The 17,452-nt window shown below is 59.8% G+C and carries 18 protein-coding genes; 7 read left to right on the top strand and 11 right to left on the bottom strand.

The window, feature by feature from the left end:
- Nucleotides 1-21 precede the first annotated feature (21 nt).
- The 3 genes from JAO77_RS03730 to JAO77_RS03720 all read right to left on the bottom strand — a co-directional run bounded on the left by JAO77_RS03730 (nt 22) and on the right by JAO77_RS03720 (nt 4,750).
- On the bottom strand, nt 22-1,236 hold the full coding sequence (locus tag JAO77_RS03730) for a GTP-binding protein (RefSeq protein ID WP_198988954.1): 1,215 nt from the start codon (nt 1,234-1,236) through the stop codon (nt 22-24).
- 359 nt (nt 1,237-1,595) lie between these two features.
- Nucleotides 1,596-2,903 (bottom strand): cytochrome P450, encoded by a 1,308-nt coding sequence (locus tag JAO77_RS03725; protein WP_198988953.1) that lies wholly within the window; start codon nt 2,901-2,903, stop codon nt 1,596-1,598.
- A gap of 245 nt (nt 2,904-3,148) precedes the next feature.
- Nucleotides 3,149-4,750: a sensor histidine kinase gene (locus JAO77_RS03720; protein WP_198988952.1), complete on the bottom strand. Its 1,602-nt coding sequence runs from the start codon at nt 4,748-4,750 to the stop codon at nt 3,149-3,151.
- Nucleotides 4,751-5,084: 334 nt separating this feature from the next.
- Between JAO77_RS03720 and JAO77_RS03715 the strand changes: the two genes are divergently transcribed.
- Nucleotides 5,085-5,732: a DUF2461 domain-containing protein gene (locus tag JAO77_RS03715; RefSeq protein WP_213019311.1), complete on the top strand. Its 648-nt coding sequence runs from the start codon at nt 5,085-5,087 to the stop codon at nt 5,730-5,732.
- A gap of 48 nt (nt 5,733-5,780) precedes the next feature.
- Here JAO77_RS03715 and JAO77_RS03710 read toward each other — a convergent pair whose 3' ends face one another.
- The gene (locus tag JAO77_RS03710) at nt 5,781-6,404 is read right to left on the bottom strand and encodes a deoxynucleoside kinase (protein ID WP_198988950.1); all 624 of its coding nucleotides are present in this window, start codon (nt 6,402-6,404) and stop codon (nt 5,781-5,783) included.
- 154 nt (nt 6,405-6,558) lie between these two features.
- On the opposite strand from JAO77_RS03710, the gene JAO77_RS03705 reads away from it, so the two are divergent.
- On the top strand, nt 6,559-7,011 hold the full coding sequence (locus tag JAO77_RS03705) for a hypothetical protein (RefSeq protein ID WP_198988949.1): 453 nt from the start codon (nt 6,559-6,561) through the stop codon (nt 7,009-7,011).
- Nucleotides 7,012-7,017: 6 nt separating this feature from the next.
- On the opposite strand, the gene JAO77_RS03700 is transcribed toward JAO77_RS03705, so the two are convergent.
- A complete protein-coding gene (locus tag JAO77_RS03700) occupies nt 7,018-7,509 on the bottom strand; it encodes a hypothetical protein (RefSeq protein ID WP_198988948.1) in 492 nt (163 codons plus the stop codon).
- 157 nt (nt 7,510-7,666) lie between these two features.
- Here JAO77_RS03700 and JAO77_RS03695 point away from each other — a divergent pair, with 157 nt between their 5' ends.
- From JAO77_RS03695 to JAO77_RS03685, 3 genes are read left to right on the top strand one after another with little or no spacing between them, the layout of a single operon-like run.
- Nucleotides 7,667-8,188 carry a GNAT family N-acetyltransferase gene (locus tag JAO77_RS03695; protein ID WP_198988947.1) on the top strand — a complete coding sequence of 174 codons (522 nt, stop codon included), beginning with the start codon at nt 7,667-7,669 and terminating at the stop codon, nt 8,186-8,188.
- Nucleotides 8,189-8,203: 15 nt separating this feature from the next.
- Nucleotides 8,204-8,566 carry a hypothetical protein gene (locus JAO77_RS03690; protein ID WP_198988946.1) on the top strand — a complete coding sequence of 121 codons (363 nt, stop codon included), beginning with the start codon at nt 8,204-8,206 and terminating at the stop codon, nt 8,564-8,566.
- Between the two features lie 17 nt (nt 8,567-8,583).
- Complete coding sequence (locus JAO77_RS03685; protein WP_198988945.1) at nt 8,584-8,814, top strand: CDGSH iron-sulfur domain-containing protein; 231 nt, start codon at nt 8,584-8,586, stop codon at nt 8,812-8,814.
- Between the two features lie 76 nt (nt 8,815-8,890).
- Here the strand turns inward: JAO77_RS03685 and JAO77_RS03680 are convergent, their stop codons facing one another.
- From JAO77_RS03680 to JAO77_RS03670, 3 genes are all read right to left on the bottom strand, one after another.
- Nucleotides 8,891-9,250, bottom strand: a complete 360-nt coding sequence (locus tag JAO77_RS03680; protein ID WP_198988944.1) for a hypothetical protein — start codon at nt 9,248-9,250, stop codon at nt 8,891-8,893.
- Between the two features lie 64 nt (nt 9,251-9,314).
- On the bottom strand, nt 9,315-10,361 hold the full coding sequence (locus tag JAO77_RS03675) for a hypothetical protein (protein WP_198988943.1): 1,047 nt from the start codon (nt 10,359-10,361) through the stop codon (nt 9,315-9,317).
- Between the two features lie 125 nt (nt 10,362-10,486).
- A complete protein-coding gene (locus JAO77_RS03670) occupies nt 10,487-10,741 on the bottom strand; it encodes an acyl-CoA-binding protein (protein ID WP_198988942.1) in 255 nt (84 codons plus the stop codon).
- A gap of 169 nt (nt 10,742-10,910) precedes the next feature.
- On the opposite strand from JAO77_RS03670, the gene JAO77_RS03665 reads away from it, so the two are divergent.
- Nucleotides 10,911-11,432 (top strand): CinA family protein, encoded by a 522-nt coding sequence (locus tag JAO77_RS03665; RefSeq protein ID WP_198988941.1) that lies wholly within the window; start codon nt 10,911-10,913, stop codon nt 11,430-11,432.
- Between the two features lie 78 nt (nt 11,433-11,510).
- Complete coding sequence (locus JAO77_RS03660) at nt 11,511-12,809, top strand: metal-dependent hydrolase family protein (protein WP_198988940.1); 1,299 nt, start codon at nt 11,511-11,513, stop codon at nt 12,807-12,809.
- A gap of 167 nt (nt 12,810-12,976) precedes the next feature.
- Here JAO77_RS03660 and JAO77_RS03655 read toward each other — a convergent pair whose 3' ends face one another.
- The 3 genes from JAO77_RS03655 to JAO77_RS03645 all read right to left on the bottom strand — a co-directional run bounded on the left by JAO77_RS03655 (nt 12,977) and on the right by JAO77_RS03645 (nt 17,263).
- Nucleotides 12,977-13,711, bottom strand: coding sequence for a peptidylprolyl isomerase (locus JAO77_RS03655; protein ID WP_198988939.1), 735 nt, complete (start codon nt 13,709-13,711; stop codon nt 12,977-12,979).
- 142 nt (nt 13,712-13,853) lie between these two features.
- Nucleotides 13,854-15,053, bottom strand: a complete 1,200-nt coding sequence (locus JAO77_RS03650; protein WP_198988938.1) for a zinc dependent phospholipase C family protein — start codon at nt 15,051-15,053, stop codon at nt 13,854-13,856.
- A 155-nt stretch (nt 15,054-15,208) separates the two neighbouring features.
- Nucleotides 15,209-17,263, bottom strand: a complete 2,055-nt coding sequence (locus tag JAO77_RS03645; protein ID WP_198988937.1) for a M13 family metallopeptidase — start codon at nt 17,261-17,263, stop codon at nt 15,209-15,211.
- Between the last annotated feature and the right edge of the window lie 189 nt (nt 17,264-17,452).

Raw genomic sequence — 17,452 nt, 5'->3', positions numbered from 1 at the left:
GCCCCTAGGGTGTTCGGCGCTCTAAAAGGCAGGCCAAGGGTCGGCAAACTGGCTGCCGCGCTGCCACTGGCCAATTTCTCTTTCGGTGCAAAGGCAAGCCTCCAGCTCTTGCCGGATGCGAGCCTCGTCCATGTCTTGGCCGATGAATACCAGCTCATTCACGCGGTCCTGAAAGCGCTGGTCCCAGCGGCTAAGTATCAGCTCGCGGTTTTCGCGGAAAGCGGGGTGTAGCTCGGGCCGCTCGATGGCGGCCCACCACGAGCCGGCGCCTTCGGCGCGAAGCGAGCCGCCGGCCTGGCCCCAGTTCAGTGCGTCGGCGGAGCGCGAGGCTAGCCAAAACAGGCCCTTGCTGCGAATGACCTCGCCGGGCCATTCCTCACTCACGTATTGCCAGAAGCGGCCCGGATGAAATGGCCGGCTATCGCGAAACACGAAGCTCCCGATGCCATACTCCTCGGTTTCGGGCGTGTGGTGGCTTTTCTTCAGCTCTTCTTGCCAGCCCGCGCTTTGCTCGGCATCCTCCTGATTGAAGAGCTTGGTATTCAATATATCGCGTAGCGGCACTTGCCCAAAGCTGGCTTCTAGCACGCGCGCCTTAGGGTTCAGCTTGCGTAAGATGGCTTGCAGCTCACCTAGGGTGGCGGCGGGCACCAGGTCGGCCTTATTCAGCACGATGACGTTAGCAAACTCGACCTGCTCGGTTAGCAGGTTCACAATGGTGCGCTGGTCGTCGGGGTCGGCGTCGAGGAGGTGGCGGTCGGGCAGGCGGTCGAGGCTGCCAAAGTCGCGGCCAAAGTTGAAGGCATCTACCACCGTCACGAGCGTGTCGAGGCGGGCGTGGCGGCTCAGGTCGATGGCGCCGTCTTCGCTTACAAAGCTAAACGTCTGGGCCACGGGCAGCGGCTCTGAGATGCCCGTGCTTTCGATGAGCAAGTAGTCGAAGCGCTTTTCGCGAGCCAGCTTGGTTACTTCGAGCATCAGGTCTTCGCGCAGGGTGCAGCAGATGCAGCCGTTGCTCATCTCCACTAGCCGCTCCTCGGTGCGCGAGAGGCCACCTTCGCGGGCCACCTGTTGGGCATCAATGTTGACCTCACTCATGTCATTGACAATGACGGCCACTTTCAAGCCTTCACGGTTGTGCAGCACGTGGTTGAGCAGCGTGGTCTTGCCTGCGCCCAAAAAGCCACTGAGCACAGTAACGGGCAGTTTGGCCTGAGTTGAAAAGGCAGTTGACATAGAAAAAGACAAGCAGTAGAAGCACAAAACTACTGCTAATTTCTTTAAATGCAACAATGTTTCATTAAATAGCGTACAAACTTAATCCATGCCATTATATTTGCATCATTGATGCAACCATTACGCTATATCCCTCATCTCTTAGGTGCAATTTGTACCCAGCGCTATCCCAGCCCGCGCAGCGTTGCAATGAGTTGCAGCAAGTGCAGCGCGCCTTCCCAACTTTAGTCACTGAGCGGCCCCTAGGCTGCCGTTTACCGCCTTTTTCTCTGGTTTGGTTTTAGAGAAAGCGCGAACAGACCCTGGCCGATGGCCGGGGTTTGTTTGCAGTGCGAGGCACAGGGCCCATCGCTGGTGAATTAGTGCGGAAAGGGGCAGCGGGCCGGGGCTTGTGTGGCGGCCACCGGGGGCTGGGCAGCGCTGATGGCGCGCACCCGGTGCATCACAAAGCCGCTATCGGGTAAGGTTGGCATGCGGGTAAGGTCGATGTGCAGGTCTTGCTCGGGTACCTCATAGGTCATGGCACTAGCCAGCAGTTGCACGCAGGTTTTTAGGGCCTCAATGGTCAGCCATTCGCCTGCACAACGGTGATTATGAAAGTAATCGCCGCCACCCTGCGGGATAAAGTTGAACGGGCTACCATCCCAAGTGCGAAAGCGCTCGGGCCGGAACTCGTCGGGGTGCTCCCACTGCCGCTCGTCGTGGTCGATGCCGTGCACATCGAGCAGCGTCAACTGGCCTTTTTTAAACTTACAGCCCTTCCACTCAAACGAATAACGTACGCGCGCTCCGAGCAGTGGGGTAAACGGATAGAGCCGCCTCACTTCCTGGGTAAACCACTCTAGGGTCTGCGGGTCGCCGTGTTGCAAGCGTGGGCGCCACTCCGGGTTTTCGTGTAGTGCTGCGGCCGCAAACACGACGAAGCGCGCAATCGCAATAATGGGCCGGACGAGGTTAAGCAATTCTACCGCCGCTTGCTTGGTAGGCAGCAACTCGCCGTCTAGGTCCCGAAACCAGGCCACGGCGAAGAGCGGTGATTCTTCGCGGGCGAACTGCTGGCCGGCCCGCACCTTATCGATGCTAGTTCCCACCCATTTCTCGGCGTGGCGGCGGGCGAGCTTGCCTTTGGCGTGGCGCGGCCCCACACCGCCAAAGGCATCAATCATAGCGCTTAGGTCGCGGGCCAGAGGCGCGATATCTTTCTCTTCGAAGGGCAGGCCCGCCCAGCCGCACGCGGCTCGGCACAGCACTTCCTCGGCCTCGGGGTAGAGCACAATGCTGGCGCGCTGCTCCCAGCGCCGCAGGTAGGCGCGCCAGGTTTCGGCCACTTGGGCAGCAAAGCTATGCAGGCTGCCGGGCGTCATCACTGACATAAACAACGCTTTGCGGTGCTTGTGGGCCGCATCGTCGAGGGTCTGAACGCCGTGCTCGCCCATCAGGGTGGTTTGGATGCGGCGCGGAATAGCCCCCGTGCGCTGGAAACGGGTCTCATCGTAGAACAAGGCCGCGCCCTCGACCCCACTCAGACACACGGCAGGCTCGCCCATCAGCCGCATTCGAAAGATATCGGACTGGTGGTGCTTGCGGCGGTTGGGTAGGAACTGGTAGCCTTCGCGCAGAAAGGCTAAGGTGCTGTCGAGAGCAGCATCGTGCGGAATGGTGGCCATAAAAAACGAGTATGGGGAGATTAGGCAGCACCGCAGCAGCATAGGCACCACGCGCTACAATTCCTCGTTTTTACGCACGCAACCATCGAGCGATGAGCCTTTTCGCAGTAAGCTGTACTTCTTCAGCCCCCAAGCAATTGAGCACGTGCAGGCGCCACACCCAAAAATTTAGCTTGCCAACCGCGCTTCGTTTACCTAAAAAGTACCGCTACCCAAAGCCCTAGGTAGCCTCAGTGGGCTGCCCGCTACGGCAGCGGCTTAGCCGATAGCGGCAGCGAAACGGCAAACGTGGACCCTACCCCCGGCTGGCTGTGCACCGTGAGCAAGCCGCCCGCATTGTCGACCATCTTCCTAACCATGTAGAGCCCTACTCCCGAGCCGGGCACGTGGCTATGCAAGCGCTTGAACAACTGGAATAGTACGCCTTGCTGCTGCTCGCTCAGGCCCAGGCCGTTGTCTTGCACTTCTAGGGTCAGGTAGCCCGGCGTGGCGCGGCGGCAGCGCAGATGTATCAGCGGCGGGCGGTCGGGCGACCGGTACTTGATGGCGTTGGAGAGAAAATTATAGAATATGCTACGCAGCAGCTTGGGCGACGCCAGCAGCTGTGGGCACGCGGCCAAGTCTACGGTGAGCGTGGCGCCGGTCGCCGTTAGCTCGGGCAGGATGTCGAGGCGCACGGCCTCGACCAGGGCCGGCAGGTCGACTAGCTCGTTGGCGTGGCCCAGGGCTTCGGGCTGCAGCCGCGTCACTTCCGTCAGGTACCCTAGGGTTTGCTGAAAGCGCGCCACGGCGCCGTCCATGAGCTCTAGCAGGCGGGGCACCAGCTCGGCCTGCCAGGCTTCAAGGGGCAGCTCTTGGCGCAGGGCCGCGAGCAGGCCCTCGATGTTGGCAATGGGCGCCCGCAGGTCGTGCGACGCCGAGTACACGAAGGTATCGAGGTCGGCGTTGGTACGCGTAAGGCGCGTGTTGATGATGGCTAGCTCGCGGTTGGCAGCTTCTACCTGCTGGCGGGCCAGCACCCGCTCGGTAGTGTCAACCAGGAAGGCCAGTATCCCCTGGGTTTGTCCTTGCTCATCGGCCAGCGGCTGGTAAGTAAAGTCGATGTAGCGCTGCTCGGCGTGGCCGGTGGTGTAGTCGAAGAACTGCACGGGCCGGTCGGTGCCCGTAAATGGCTGCCCCGTGGCGTACACTTGGTCGAGCAGGCTGATAAAGCCCTGGGTTACCAGCTCCGGCATAACCTGGGCTACGCGCTGCCCTACCTCTGCCCGGTGGGCTGAGAGCGCCTGGTAGCGGTCGTTGAAGGACGCATAGTAGTGTTCGGGGCCGCTGAGAATGGCCACCGCAGCGGGCACCTGCCGCAACAGCTGCTGCAACAGGCCTTGCTGCGCGGCCAGCGGCGCCGGGCGCTCAGCGCCTTGGCTAGGCACCACGAGCGTCGCGGCCGCGTGCGTTTGGCTACCAGCATCGTCCAGGCTAACCACCAGTAGCTGCCCGCAGCGTTGCGCAGCTCGGATGGCATACCCCGCAAGCCCATCGTGCTGATACCAATTGGAGCTGTGGGGCGCCTGGCCCGCCCGAAAGGCCTCGCGGTAAAACGCAAACGCGCCACACGACGCAGCGGCCGGGAAAAGCGTCAGTAGCGAGGCGCCCGGCTGCTCGGGCAACTGCAGCAAGTGTTGAGCAGCAGCATTAAGCCTCACCCAGTCGAAATCCGTAATACACTCGTCATCACTGCCATACACTGGTCTCAGCAGCAGCATTCCGGTTGGAGAAGAAGCCAACAGCACGTCTGCCAGCTCGGCCGGATTGGTATCGCTGTCTTGCGACAGAGGAGGGAGAGCAGACATGGGAGAGGAAGCAGTGCCAGAATTGCGCCAACGAAGATACTTGTGTAAACCACTTAGGATTACTACTATCGCAGCGTTATCGCTAAGTTTTTTACTCTTTTTACCCTGAATAGTACCGGAGAGTTGCTAGGCAATTAAGTATGGCTACTCCATCTAGAGCTCCTGCCTTGCGTACCAGGCACTAGACACTAACCTTCGGCTGGTAGCCGGGCAGGCAGTAAGCGCTCGGCGGCGCTACTCGATGCCGGCAAAGCCGTATGCTACGCTTGCGCCGCACCCGCCCACCGCTGTGCACGCAGCCCCTCCGATGGATAATGCTTTTGTCTTAGACTTTTTGAGCCGCCTAGCGGCCAACAACAACACGGCCTGGATGCAAGAGCACCGCGCCGAGTATGTGCGCGCCCGCGACAGCTTCGCTACGCTCGTGGCCGAAGTGTTGCGCCAAGCCACGCCGCTGGCCCCCGAGCTGGCTGGCCTCACTCCCACACAGGCGATGTTTCGGCTGCATAAAAACGACCGCAGCCAGACCGACCCCGAGCCCTACAAACGGCGCTTTGGCTCGGGACTGGTGCCGGGCGGGCGGCACGCACTGCAGGCGGGCTACTTCCTAGCCCTAAGCCCCGGCGGGCACTCGTGGCTGCGGGCAGGGCGCTTCACCCCCACCCCGCCCGAGCTGGCGGCCATTCGGCAGGAAATTCACTACAGCAGCGCCGAGTTCCACCGCTTGCTGGCGGCGCCCGAGCTGCTGCTGCACTTCCCAAAGGGCCTGGACATGAGCGCGGAACAGCTCACGCGCCCGCCCCGCGGCTACGCCGCCGACGACCCCGAGCTGCCCTGGCTCAAGCTCAAGAGCTTCGGCGTGGGCCGGCTGTTTTCGGATGAAGAAGTCCTAGGTCCCGGTTTTATCAGTAGCGTGGTAGCGGGCATAGCGGCAGCCCGGCCCTGGGTCGACTTTCTGAATACGGCGCTGGAGAATACTTAATTAGTAGTAGTTAATGGTTAGTTGTTAATGACTAACCATTAACCATTACTAAAACAGCCCGAACAGCTTGCCATTGATGCGCTCAATGATGGCACCTAGGTCCTCGGGGCGCTTTACGTAGTCGAGCTCATTGACATCGACGATGAGCAGCTTGCCTTCTTTGTAGTTGGCTATCCACTGCTCGTAGTGCTCGTTCAGGTTTTTGAGGTATTCGATGCTGATGGAGCTTTCGTAGTCGCGCCCGCGCTTCTCAATCTGGCCGATGAGCTTGGGCAGGTCGGCGCGCAGGTAGAGCAGCAGGTCGGGCGGATTGACGAGGCCTATCATCGTCTCAAACAGCGCGTAGTAGTTCTGGTAGTCGCGCTCTACGAGCTGGCCCGACTCGTGCAGGTTGGCCGCGAAGATGTGGGCATCTTCATATATCGTGCGGTCTTGAATTACGCTTTTGCCCTGCTGCACTATCTCCTTGATGCGCTGCGTTTGGCGGAAGCGGCCGTTGAGGAAGTACACCTGCAAGTGAAACGCCCAGCGCGGCATATCGGCGTAAAAGTCCTTGAGATAAGGATTATCATCTACCTCTTCCAGAAACACTTCCCAGCGAAAATGCTGGGCCAGCTTGTGGGCCAGCGTGGTTTTGCCGGCTCCGATGTTACCGACGATGGCAATGTGCATGACGCAGGGATGCTCTTGATTTTACAAAAACCGAACCCCAAAGATAACACCGCCCAGCTAGTGCCACAGCAGCGGCCGAGTGGCGGGAGACCAGTACAAGACTTCGGCTTTTGTATTATACCTTGTTTATCAAGTTCATTCTGCGCCTACCCTTATGCTTCTATCCGTACCCACAGCGGCGCAGCGCCTGCTGGCCTTGCCCGATGCCCACGGCGCCCTGCTGGCGGAGTTCGACTACTTTCCGGCGCATGATACGCTGTGGGTGCGTTGGCACGGCCACCTCACGGCAGCCTCGGTAGTAGAGGCTACCAGAGTGGCTATTGGGTTACGGCCCGATGGCACGGCCGCGCGCCGCCTGCTCAGCGATGAAAGCCAAGCCTCGGGTGACTGGAGCGAGGCCATGCCCTGGATGCAGTACGAGTGGCTGCCGGGGGCCGTGCGGCACGGCCTGCAAGCCATGGCCTTTGTGACCTCGGCCGACCCCACCGGTGCCCCCAGCTACCCCGACTTTATTGTCGATGCCCGGCGCCTGATGACGGTTGGGGTATTTCGCGAGCCCCTAGGTGCCTGGCATTGGCTTCAGCAGCAGGCAGTGCCAGGCACCTAGGAGCGCTTAGGGCTTCTCGATGTTCACGTTTTTCTCGTCGAGCTTTTGGTTGACTTTGCGGGCGCCCTGCAAGGTCCGAAACTCGCCCTGCCACGACCGAATGCGGATACGGTCTTCCATATCGATGCCGGTGCGCACTACTTCGTAGCGGGCGTTGAGGCGGCTGAGGGCGTCGCTGGCGTTGGCCCAGTCGCGCTCGGTCCACTGGCGGCGCTGCTCGCGCACGGCGTCGATAAAGCGGCCGTAGAGCTCGGGCATCTGGTCGGCGGTGGCGCGGTTTAGGTCCACGCTTTCCTTTATCAGCGAAGCCAGGCCCGCATCGGCGGTGGCAGTGGTTTTTACTTGCTGGCTAGCGGCCGGGCGCGGCGTGGTGCGCGGCCGGGAGCCAGTGAGGTCGCCCGCCTGCTGGGCCTGGGCGGCCAGCGGCAGCGCAGCCAGCAGTAGGCCAGCTAGTACAAGGCGAGAGTCGGCGAGGCGGAAGAAGCGGAAAGAAGCCATGGGTAAAGAACAATAAAAACCTAAAGTAATACCAAGGCCCACCTACCAAGTTGCGGGCCAAATTGGGCTAGTCAACGGCCAAGAGGCGCTTTGCGTATGCCTAGCAAGGCACAAAAGTCGGTTTTATGGCCGACCTTCGCTTACCTTTTTGTTACTTATGTCTGCTCCTGCTTCCGCCGCGCCGGCCGCGCCCCTGCACATTCAGCCTGCTACTGAGCAGGATATTCCTACCATCATTGCCCTGGCCGAGGCTACCTGGGAGCCTACGTACCGCTTCATTATTTCGAAGGAGCAGATTGAGTACATGTACCGCGTTATTTACACGCCAGCCTCGCTGCGCAAGCAAATGCGCGACCAGCACCACGCCTTTTTGCTGGCCTACGTGGAGGGCCAGCCCAGCGGCTTCGCCTCATTTTCGGAGAAACCCGAAGGCGTGTATCACCTCAATAAAATCTACGTGCTGCCCTCGCACCAGGGCCAGGGCCTAGGTCAGCAGCTCATCATGGCAGTGGAGCAGGCCGTGCGCGAGGCCGGTGGCCGCGTGCTGGAGCTCAATGTGAACCGTCACAACCCCGCACTGGCCTTCTACGAGCGCCAGGGCTTTGCCCAGCACCGCGAGGAAGACATCGCCATTGGCCCATATTGGATGAATGACTTCGTGCTGCGCAAAGACCTGTAACCGTCCCCAAGGTTTGTGAAACTAAAAGACCTTATTGACATCTTGATTACGCTCAGCGGAGTAATCAATGTTTTTGCTTTCGTCGCTTACAACAAGAAGAGAATAAGCAAAATCACAAATGCTTTAGAGGCAGCGTATTCTATTGAGATTAACCCTGCACGCAAAAGACAAATAGCGGCCCTTCTTGATAATTATGGCAGCTTTTTTGGCTATGTGTTAGGATTTCCTAACCCTCAGAAACATGGCTATTTGTATTCGAATCCTTCGCTTCAGAAATCATATCAAAGCTCAAAGCCTGTATTCATCTACTTCGGTGTCTTTCTTGTTGGCTTTATCTTATTAAATCTTTATTTGGATACAATTCTCTTTTCATTTTAATCTTTTCATTTCAACAAATGGCTACCAAACTTACTGTTCTCGCCAATGGCTCGCTCCGCGTGGAAGGCGACGACTTCGAACTTGTAGACGCTCAAGGCCAGCCCTACGGCCTAGGTGGTCGCCAGCGCATCAGCATCTGCCGCTGCGGCCTGAGCGCCCAAAAACCCTTCTGCGATGGCTCGCACAAAGGCCACTTCGAGCACGATGCCACGGCATTTGACTTGCCCGCGCCCAAGCCCGCCGTGTAGTAGCGCCCCTCTGTAGAAAAGGGCAGGCTGGTTGCGACCAGCCTGCCCTTTTGTATTTCGTTAGTCCACCTAGCCCCTAGGTTGCCGCGGAGCTCAACAACGCCACTACAGCCGCGGGGTCAGCCACCTCAATGATGAGGCGGTTGTATTCTTCATCCACCAAGTCCACAACTATCGTGTTTTCGCGGCGCTGCACGTCGAGGAAGGTTGGTTTGTTATCGCCCGTGTTATCGAAATAAAACGTACCGGCTTTGAGCAGGCCAGGCACGGACGTACCAGGTGCCCGGATACCCCACGCTTTCGACGCCTCGGGGTCGCGCCGGGCACCTAGGATGTGCGCCCGCGGAATGCGCAGCTCGCTACGCAGGGCCCACAGCTTGTGCCAGCCTTCTACGGCAAAAACTACTGTATCGCCTTGTTGCTGAATAGCTACCATATAAAACATTGGCAGCTTGGCCTTGCCGCCTAGGGTAAGAATAATGGGTATATCGCCAAGCGACCTAGGGCGTTACAGCGGCTAGCGTTTTGGGGCCCAGCATCAGCCAGAGATTTTGGCGCACTACGTCGCCCATCGAGTCGCAGTGGTCAAATTTGGTGGTGCGATGGTAGCGGTTGAGGGCGCCTTTGAGCTCGTCTATTTTTTCGGTGGGAGCCAGTTCCTGGCGGCGCATCACGTCGAGCAGGGCCTTGAGGCGGTGGCGCTCGGCGCGGGCGCGGCGGGCCATCAGGGTGCGCTCTTCGGCCTGGTACTGGCGCAGGCTTTCGGGCTTTAGCAGGCGGGCACACATGTCCACCACGGGGCCGTTGTCCTTGAAATACTGCGGCATGTACATAATGCGACGGCCCTCGTAGCTCTGCTGGTCAAAGTCGATGGCGCGCACCCGGTACTGCTCGTCTTCGAAGTCGGGCGTCACGTCGATGACGTAGTTGTAGGCCCGCATGTCGCCGAGCAGGCGCGCAAAGCAGCGCTCGTTAAACTTCACAAACTCTTTGGCAATACGCACCTGGTTGAGGTGCGGCAATTGCAGGCGCAGCCGAATAAAGTCGTCGCCCGGAATACCAGCAATGTGCTCCTCGATGAGCGTATTGCCCGTATCAACCAAGAAGTTCATCGAATTGGGCGACAGCAGATGCTCCAGCTCCAGGCCGTAGAGGCGCGAGGCATCGGCCTTCTTCACGTAGAAGTAGTCGTAGTTGTCGTTGAGCTGGTTGAGGATGCGCACCCGAAACGGGTTGGAGTTGCCGAAGCGACAGTAGTCGATGCGGTCGGCCAACAGGTGCTCGGTAAACGACAGGTCGCCGGCCGTTTTGAGCAGCGCGTATACCTGCACCAGGCCCGCGCTGAGTTCCAGCAGCGTGTGCGGCTCGTAGAACACGGTTTGCCAGAGCGTATCGCGCCCGGTGCGGTCGAGCAGTGCAAACGAGTTGCTGTAGCGCCCTAGGTCGGCATAGCTCACCGGCAGCGGCGCCTCGCGGTCGTAGTCGCGCAGGTACTGGCGCAGGGCCGGCGTAAGCGGGTAGCTAGGCTTTTTGCGAGAAATATTCATTGTTTAGTGCTTAGTTGTTAGTGCTTGGTGCTTGGCTGTCACTTATTGGCACTTGCTTTTCTACTACTATTTATGCCTAAGCACCGACAACCAGGCACTAAGCACTAACGACTAAGCCCTACTTACTAACCCGCCAGCTCGTTTACCAGCTCTACGTACTGCTGGCGAGCGGCGTCTTTGCTGAGGCCGGCGAGCTGGTGCCAAGCGTCGTATTTGGCAATGGCTTTGAAGTCGAAGCCGCCGGGGCGCGGGCCGGTGGAGTCGCCTTCGGTAGCCTGCTTGTAAAGCGCGTACAGTTGGAGCAGCACGGTGTTGCTGGGCTTGGCGGGCAGCTGCTGGGCGCGCTGGGTGGCAGCCTCAAATTCTTCCTGGGTTGTCATGGTAAAAAAGAATAGAAATAAATAACCGGCGCGCTGGCTGGACTTAGGGCCACAAACGTAGGGCGGAAGCGGCGTTTTTGGCACCTAGGGCCGATAAGCGCGGCCGCAACACGACAACGCCACGCCTGCGTAACGTGTGGGTTACGCGACTGCTTGCTTTACCCATCCTATGAAATCCGCTCCCCCCGTTTCCGATTGCACGCCCCTCGTCAAGCTTTTTTTACAGTATAAGCTCACCCTGGCGTTGGCCGAGAGTTGCACCTGCGGCCTGGTAGCCGCTCAACTCGCCCCAGCCGAGGGCATCAGCGACGTGCTGCTGGGCTCGGTGGTGACCTACCACGTGCAGGCCAAGCAACAGCTGCTGGGCGTGAACCCCGAGACCATCGAGCTGTACTCGGCTGAAAGCCAGCAGACCACCAACGAGATGGTGATGGGCCTGCACCGCCACCTGCCTCAGGCCGATGTGTGCGTGGCCGTGACTGGCCTATGCGGCCCCGGCCCTTCGGCCACCCCCGACAAGCCGGTGGGCACGGTGTTCGTGTCCATCTTTATCGACAAGCACATCCACGAGTTTCGCACACACTTCAAGGGCGATGCCAACAGCATGCGCCAGCAGTCGGCCGACTTTATCTACCAGCATCTCACCGATTTGCTCACGCGGTTGCAGCCTATGAAATCGGAACACGACTAGTAGTTGCTGGGGGTTGGTGAAAGCCGGGCCACCGCGTAGCTTGCGACGAAATATTACCACTTTTTCGTCTTTTCGTCTATGCGCACGCTTACTCGCTCCTTACTCCTACTCACTACCCTAGGGCTGGCCGGGCCCGCGGCTTTTGCCCAAAAAACCTACCTGCACTGTGGGCGCCTGCTCGACGTGCGCAGCGGCCGCCTGCTAACTCAGCAAACGCTAGTGGTGGAGAAGGACCGCATCGTGGCGGTGCAGGCAGGCTACACAGCCGCCCCCACGGCGCAGGACAAGGTCGTTAACCTCGAAAACAAGACGGTGCTGCCCGGCCTCATCGACTGCCACGTGCACCTCGAAAGCCAGCAGAGCCGCAGCTCCTTTACCGAGCAGTTCACCCTAGGTCCGGCCGATGTGGCCTACCGCGCCCAAGGCTACGCCCTGACCACGCTACGGGCGGGCTTTACCACGGTGCGCGACTGCGGCGGCTCGGGCGTGAACACGGCGCTGCGCAATGCCGTGAACCGTGGCCTGGTGCCGGGGCCGCGCATCTACTCGGCGGGCACGGCCATTTCGGCCACCGGCGGGCACATGGATGAAGGCGACGGCCTCAGCGCCGAGCTGATGGACAAGCTGGGCCACCCCAGCAACATTGCCAATGGGCCCGACCAGTGCCGGCAGGCTGTGCGCGAGCAGTTTAAGCGCGGCGCCGACCTCATCAAAATCGCTAGCACGGGCGGTGTGCTCGACCTCAGCCCCAACGGCAGCGGCCCGCAGTACACCGAAGAAGAAATCAGGGCCGTGGTCGAAACCGCTCGCGACCTGGGCATGCCCGTAGCCTGCCACGCCCACGGCCCCGAAGGCATTAAGCGGGCACTGCGGGCCGGCGTGAGCAGCATCGACCACGGCTCGCTGCTCGATGACGAGGGCATTGCACTTTTCAAGAGGTCTAAGGCTTGGTACGTGCCCACCCTCATTGCCGGCAAGTCGGTGGCCGACACGGCGCGGCGCCACCCTGGCTATTTCCCGGCCGTAGTGGCCGGCAAGGCCATCAGCATCGGCACCGTGATGCAGGGCACTTTTGGGCGCGCCTACAAGGCGGGCGTGCGCGTGGCCTTTGGTACCGACGCTGGCGTGTATCGCCACGGCCAAAATGCCTTGGAATTTGGCTACATGACCGAGGCCGGCATGCCACCGCTCGAAGCCATCCGGGCCGCCACCCTCAACGCCGCCCAGCTCCTGGGCGACCCCGCTAACCTAGGTGCCCTCGAAGCCGGCAAATACGCCGACGTTGTAGCCGTAGACAGCGACCCCTTGCAGGATATCTCCACTCTCACCCGCCCTCGGTTTGTGATGAAAGCGGGCGTGGTATATAAGAGCGAATAGCAGACTCGGTGCTCGTGCGACCCCACCCCCGCCCCCTCCCCTCCGGGAGAGGGGAGCCGACCGCAAATGGGCGTAAGTGAACGCGACCAGTCGTTAGGCTCCCCTCTCCCGGAGGGGAGGGGGCGGGGTCCTACGAGCATCGCGCCCAACTTATCCTAACTACCTAATTACTTCACCACCATTACCTGCATGCCCACGTCTTGCTCAGGCCACTTATCGTTGGGATTTACGGGCACTTGTGAGATTTTGTCGACCACGTCCAGCCCTTCAATTACTTCGCCAAAAATGGTGTAAGCGCCATCGAGCGCGGGCACGCCGCCGCGGGCGGCATAAGTGCGGGCCTGCTCGGGGGTGAGGGGGCGGCTGGCGCTGCGGCGGGCCTCGTCGGCCGTCAGCTTTTTACCCACCACGAAGTAGAAGTCGGTGTTGGACGATAGGCGCTGCGGATTTTCCTCATCGCTGTAGCGGGCCATGCCTAGGGCGCCCTTGACGTGAAAATGATTGGGCCGCACTTCGGACGGCAGGCGGTAGCGCCGCAGCGTAATGGTGCGCGCCTCGCTGGTTTGGCCGCCCTGCACGGCAAAGTTTTTCACCACCCGGTTGAACACCGTTTCGTCGAACACGCCGCGCCGGGCCAGCAGCAGGAAATTGGCTTTGTGAATAGGCGTATCATCGTAAAGTTTCACCCGAATGTTACCTAGGCGCGTCTTAAACAGCACTTCCGAACCTGGGTATTGCTGGCCGTAGGCAAGCAGCGCGGCCGGCGCCGTGCTATCGGTCAGCGTCGCAATATCAGGGCCCGGTAGGTCGGCCTTGGTAGGCGCAGTGGCGGGCTTGTCGGCCGAGCCACAAGCGGCGAGCAGACCTAGGGAAGCAACTACAAAAAGGGAGCGAAGAAACATATTTTAAAAAAACAAGCGGTTGTCCTTGCGAGGAGGCCCGATGAAGCAACCTTTCCTTCACAATCGCTAGTAGTAGCAAATTAAAAGAAAGGTTGCTTCGTCGGGCCTTCTTACAAGGACAACCGGAGTGTTGCACTCAAGCCTACCAGCTGGCGGGCTTGGGCTTGCTTTTCGCTTTTTCGGTACCGGCGGCACCTTTGGTTTTCACCTTCACTTTGGCGGGGGCGGCGGGCGTAGTCACGGTAGCAGCGGGCTCTTCGGAGGGGGTTGGCTCGGGCTCGGGTGGCGGCAGGGCTTCGTTGGGGTCGGCGGCTTTTATCTCGTCGGGGGCCTCAGCTTTTTTCTCTTTTTGCTGGGCTAGCAGCAGCTGGTCTTGGGGCAGCGTATTTGCTTTAAAAGCCTTTAGCTGCACGTCCAGCTTCTCCTTCTCTTCCTTGCTAAGCTTGTTCGGGTACATGAGGCCACCTAGGTCGGGCCGGCCAGCTTCTTGCCAGGCCGAGAGCCAGAATGAAGCTACCATGGGCGCAGCCTGGCGCATCCGAAAATCGACCTGCCCGCCCACCAGCTTGTTGTACTCGTCGGCGAAAGCGTCGGAGTAGCGGCGCTGGGTTTTGCCAAAGCGGTGGGTGTAGGTGTACTTAGTTTGGGGCGTGAAGCTTTTGCTAGCCTTGGTTTCGAGGTCAAAAGTGGCCGTGAGGAAACCGTAGCTACCCTGTATCACTTCCCAAATGGCGTTCTGCGGGTTGGCGGGCGCCTTAGCTTCGTCGCCGCTCAGCTTATAGGTAAGGATATAGCGCTCGGGCAACTGGCTTTCCCAGAGACTGTGGAGGCCGTTCTGATTGGTGAGCTGGCCGTCGTAGTTGACGGTGGTATGCAATGGCACGAAGGCATCTTCTACGTAATGCGCCAGCTCGGCCGAGTACTTGACAATGGCCGTGGTATCGCGCTCACGAAAGGCCTCGACTAGCTTGGCGCGGTTGTCGAGCACAGTCCAGGGCACAGTGCCATACTTACGCAGCGTATCGGCCGTAAATTTCTCCTGGGCACCTTCGTAGTCGCGGGGCATCTTGGCAAAGGGATTATCCTCGGCGTAGTGGTCCATGTCTATGTAGTGGCGGCTGGCCTCGGCCTTGTCCTGGTTGCGGCGCTCGTCGGGGGCGGTGCACAGGCGCACCAGTTGCGGCATATGCCGGAAATAAAACGCCTGCATGCTGGCCGGCAACTCATAAATAGCCACCTGCGTGATAACGCGATGCCCAAAGAAGCCCCAAGCATGAGCTGCCGGGGCCAGCGGGCCCAGCAGCGCGGCGGCCAGCCCTAGGCTAAGAATAATCTTTTTCATAAATCAATGGTAGAAAATCAGAATGCTAACGGGTAGTAATAATCGCTAAACAAAAGTAATGAACGCACTATGGTGGCCTAGGTGCGCCGCCCTTGCACTACAATAAAAAGCCCGGCCACCAGGGCCGGGCTTTCTTCATCTAATTCAAAAACAGCCTACCAAATGCGCGAGCGGTCGGCTTGGGCGCGCACCATTTTGTTGCCATCTTTGCAGCCGAAGGCCTCGTAGAACTCGGGCATGTTCATGAGCGGGCCGTTGGTGCGGTACTGGCCGGGCGAGTGCGGGTCAGTTTGCACTTGCTGGCGCAGGGCCTCGGGGCGTTGGTTGGCACGCCAGATTTGGGCGTAGCCCAGGAAGAAGCGCTGAGCAGGCGTGAAACCATCAATCTTCTGGCCACCCTTAAACTGCGCTGTCTTCTGGAAAGCCTGATAAGCGATAGTGATGCCGCCAATGTCGGCCAGGTTCTCGCCCATGGTCAGCTTGCCGTTCACATGTACCGAGTCGAGGGGCGAGAAGGCGTCGTACTGCTTGCCCACCATGTCGGCTTTGGCATTAAACTTCTCATTGTCTTCCTTGGTCCACCAATCGCGCAGGTTGCCTTTGGCATCGGAGCGGCGGCCCTGGTCGTCGAAGCCGTGGGTCATTTCGTGGCCGATTACCGCGCCCACGCCGCCGTAGTTCACTGCGTCGTCAGCCTTGGGGTCGTAGAATGGGGGCTGTAGGATACCGGCCGGGAACACGATTTCATTCATGCTCGAATTGTAATACGCGTTCACAGTGGGCGGCGTCATGCCCCACTCGCCCCGGTCGATGGGCTTGCCAAACTTAGCCAGATTGTCGGCGCGGCGCCATTCGGCGGTGGCAAACAGGTTTTGCAGGGCACTCTCGCGGGTGATTTTCAGCTTCGAGTAGTCCTTCCACTTGTCGGGGTAACCAATTTTTACGGCGAAGGCATTTAGCTTCTGGATGGCCTCTTTCTTGGTGGCCGCGCTCATCCAGTCGGTGGCCATAATGCGCTCGGCATAGGCGGCACGCAGGTTTTCGACCATCTGCTTGGCGCGGGCCTTAGCAGCAGGCGAAAACGCCTCATCGACGTAGAGTTGGCCAAAGGCCTCCCCTAGGGCGCCATCAGTGGCGCGCAGGGCGCGCTTCCAGCGGGGCTGCTGCTGCTTGGCACCCGTCAGCACTTGCTGAAAGCGGAAGTTGGCATCGCCATAAGCCTTGGGCAGGGCCGAAGTAGTACCATCTACCAGATTCCAGCGCAGGTACTGCTGTTGGTCGGCGATGGGTGTATTGGCCATTAGGTTATTGACCGAAGCCAGGAACTCGGGCTGACCAATAATGACGTCTTGGGCGCTACCTAGGCCGGCTTCTTTCAGGCGCAGGGGCAGGTTCAGGTTGGGGTAGTCCTTAGTAGCCTGGGCTACGGGCACCTTGTTGTAGTTCTTGAGGCGGTCGCGCAAAGCCACACGGTCGCGGCTTGCCTCGGCAATTTTGGTTTCCAGCGCCAACACTGCATCGGCATTGGTGGCGGCCAGGCTTGGCGCGTCACCTAGGAGCTGGAAAATGCTGGTCATGTAGGCCTTGTAGGCCGTGCGCACGGCTTTCGAGCGGCCATCCTGCTTGAGGTAGTAGTCGCGGTCGCCGAGGCCGAGGCCACCCTGGCGCAGTTGCACAGCATACTGGGTGCTGTTTTTGCTATCCTGGCCCACGCCCATGCCGTACCAGCCGCCCGAGTAGTGCGGGCTGGCCATGTACTTCTGCACATCGGCCAGGCTCTTGAGGTTCTTAATCTCGTCGAGGCGGGGCTGCAAGTACTTGAGGCCAGCCTTTTCGATGCCCACCGAGTCCATGGCGGCGGCGTAGAAATCGCCCACCTTCTGGTCGTTCGAGCCGGCCTTGGCGGTGCGGTTGGCGGCAGCTTTCTCCAGAATGCGGCGCTCTACGGCCTGGTTGTTATTAGCCAGCTCGTTAAAGGCGCCCCAGCGCGTTTCGGCGGCTGGCACGGGGTTGTTTTTCAGCCAAGCGCCATTGGCGTAGTGGTAAAAGTCTTCGCACGGCTGCACCGACGTATCGATGTTAGCCAGGTTGATGCCGATGCCTTTCTGGGGCGGATTCGGCTTGGCGGGCGGCCCAAAGGCCGTGGTGGCGGCCAGGCCACCTAGGCCGAGCGTGGCCAGCACCAGCCGCGAGATAGTAGTGGATGTCATAAAAAATGTGAAGTGTAGGGAGCAATAGGGGTCGTGAAAGTAAGGTATAGATGGCTGCAAAGCTTCACAGTTGCATAATAATGCCTAAATTTTGACCTCTTGGCGGCAAGTCCTACTTACACAAAAAACCCGCCCCCTAGGGAGGGCGGGTTCTTGCGTACCGCGGACTCTGTGAGTCCGCGCGTGAGT

This window comes from Hymenobacter sp. BT559 (assembly GCF_016427535.1).
In the GTDB taxonomy this organism is placed as follows: Bacteria; Bacteroidota; Bacteroidia; order Cytophagales; family Hymenobacteraceae; genus Hymenobacter.
This window is presented reverse-complemented; position numbering and strand designations above follow the sequence as displayed.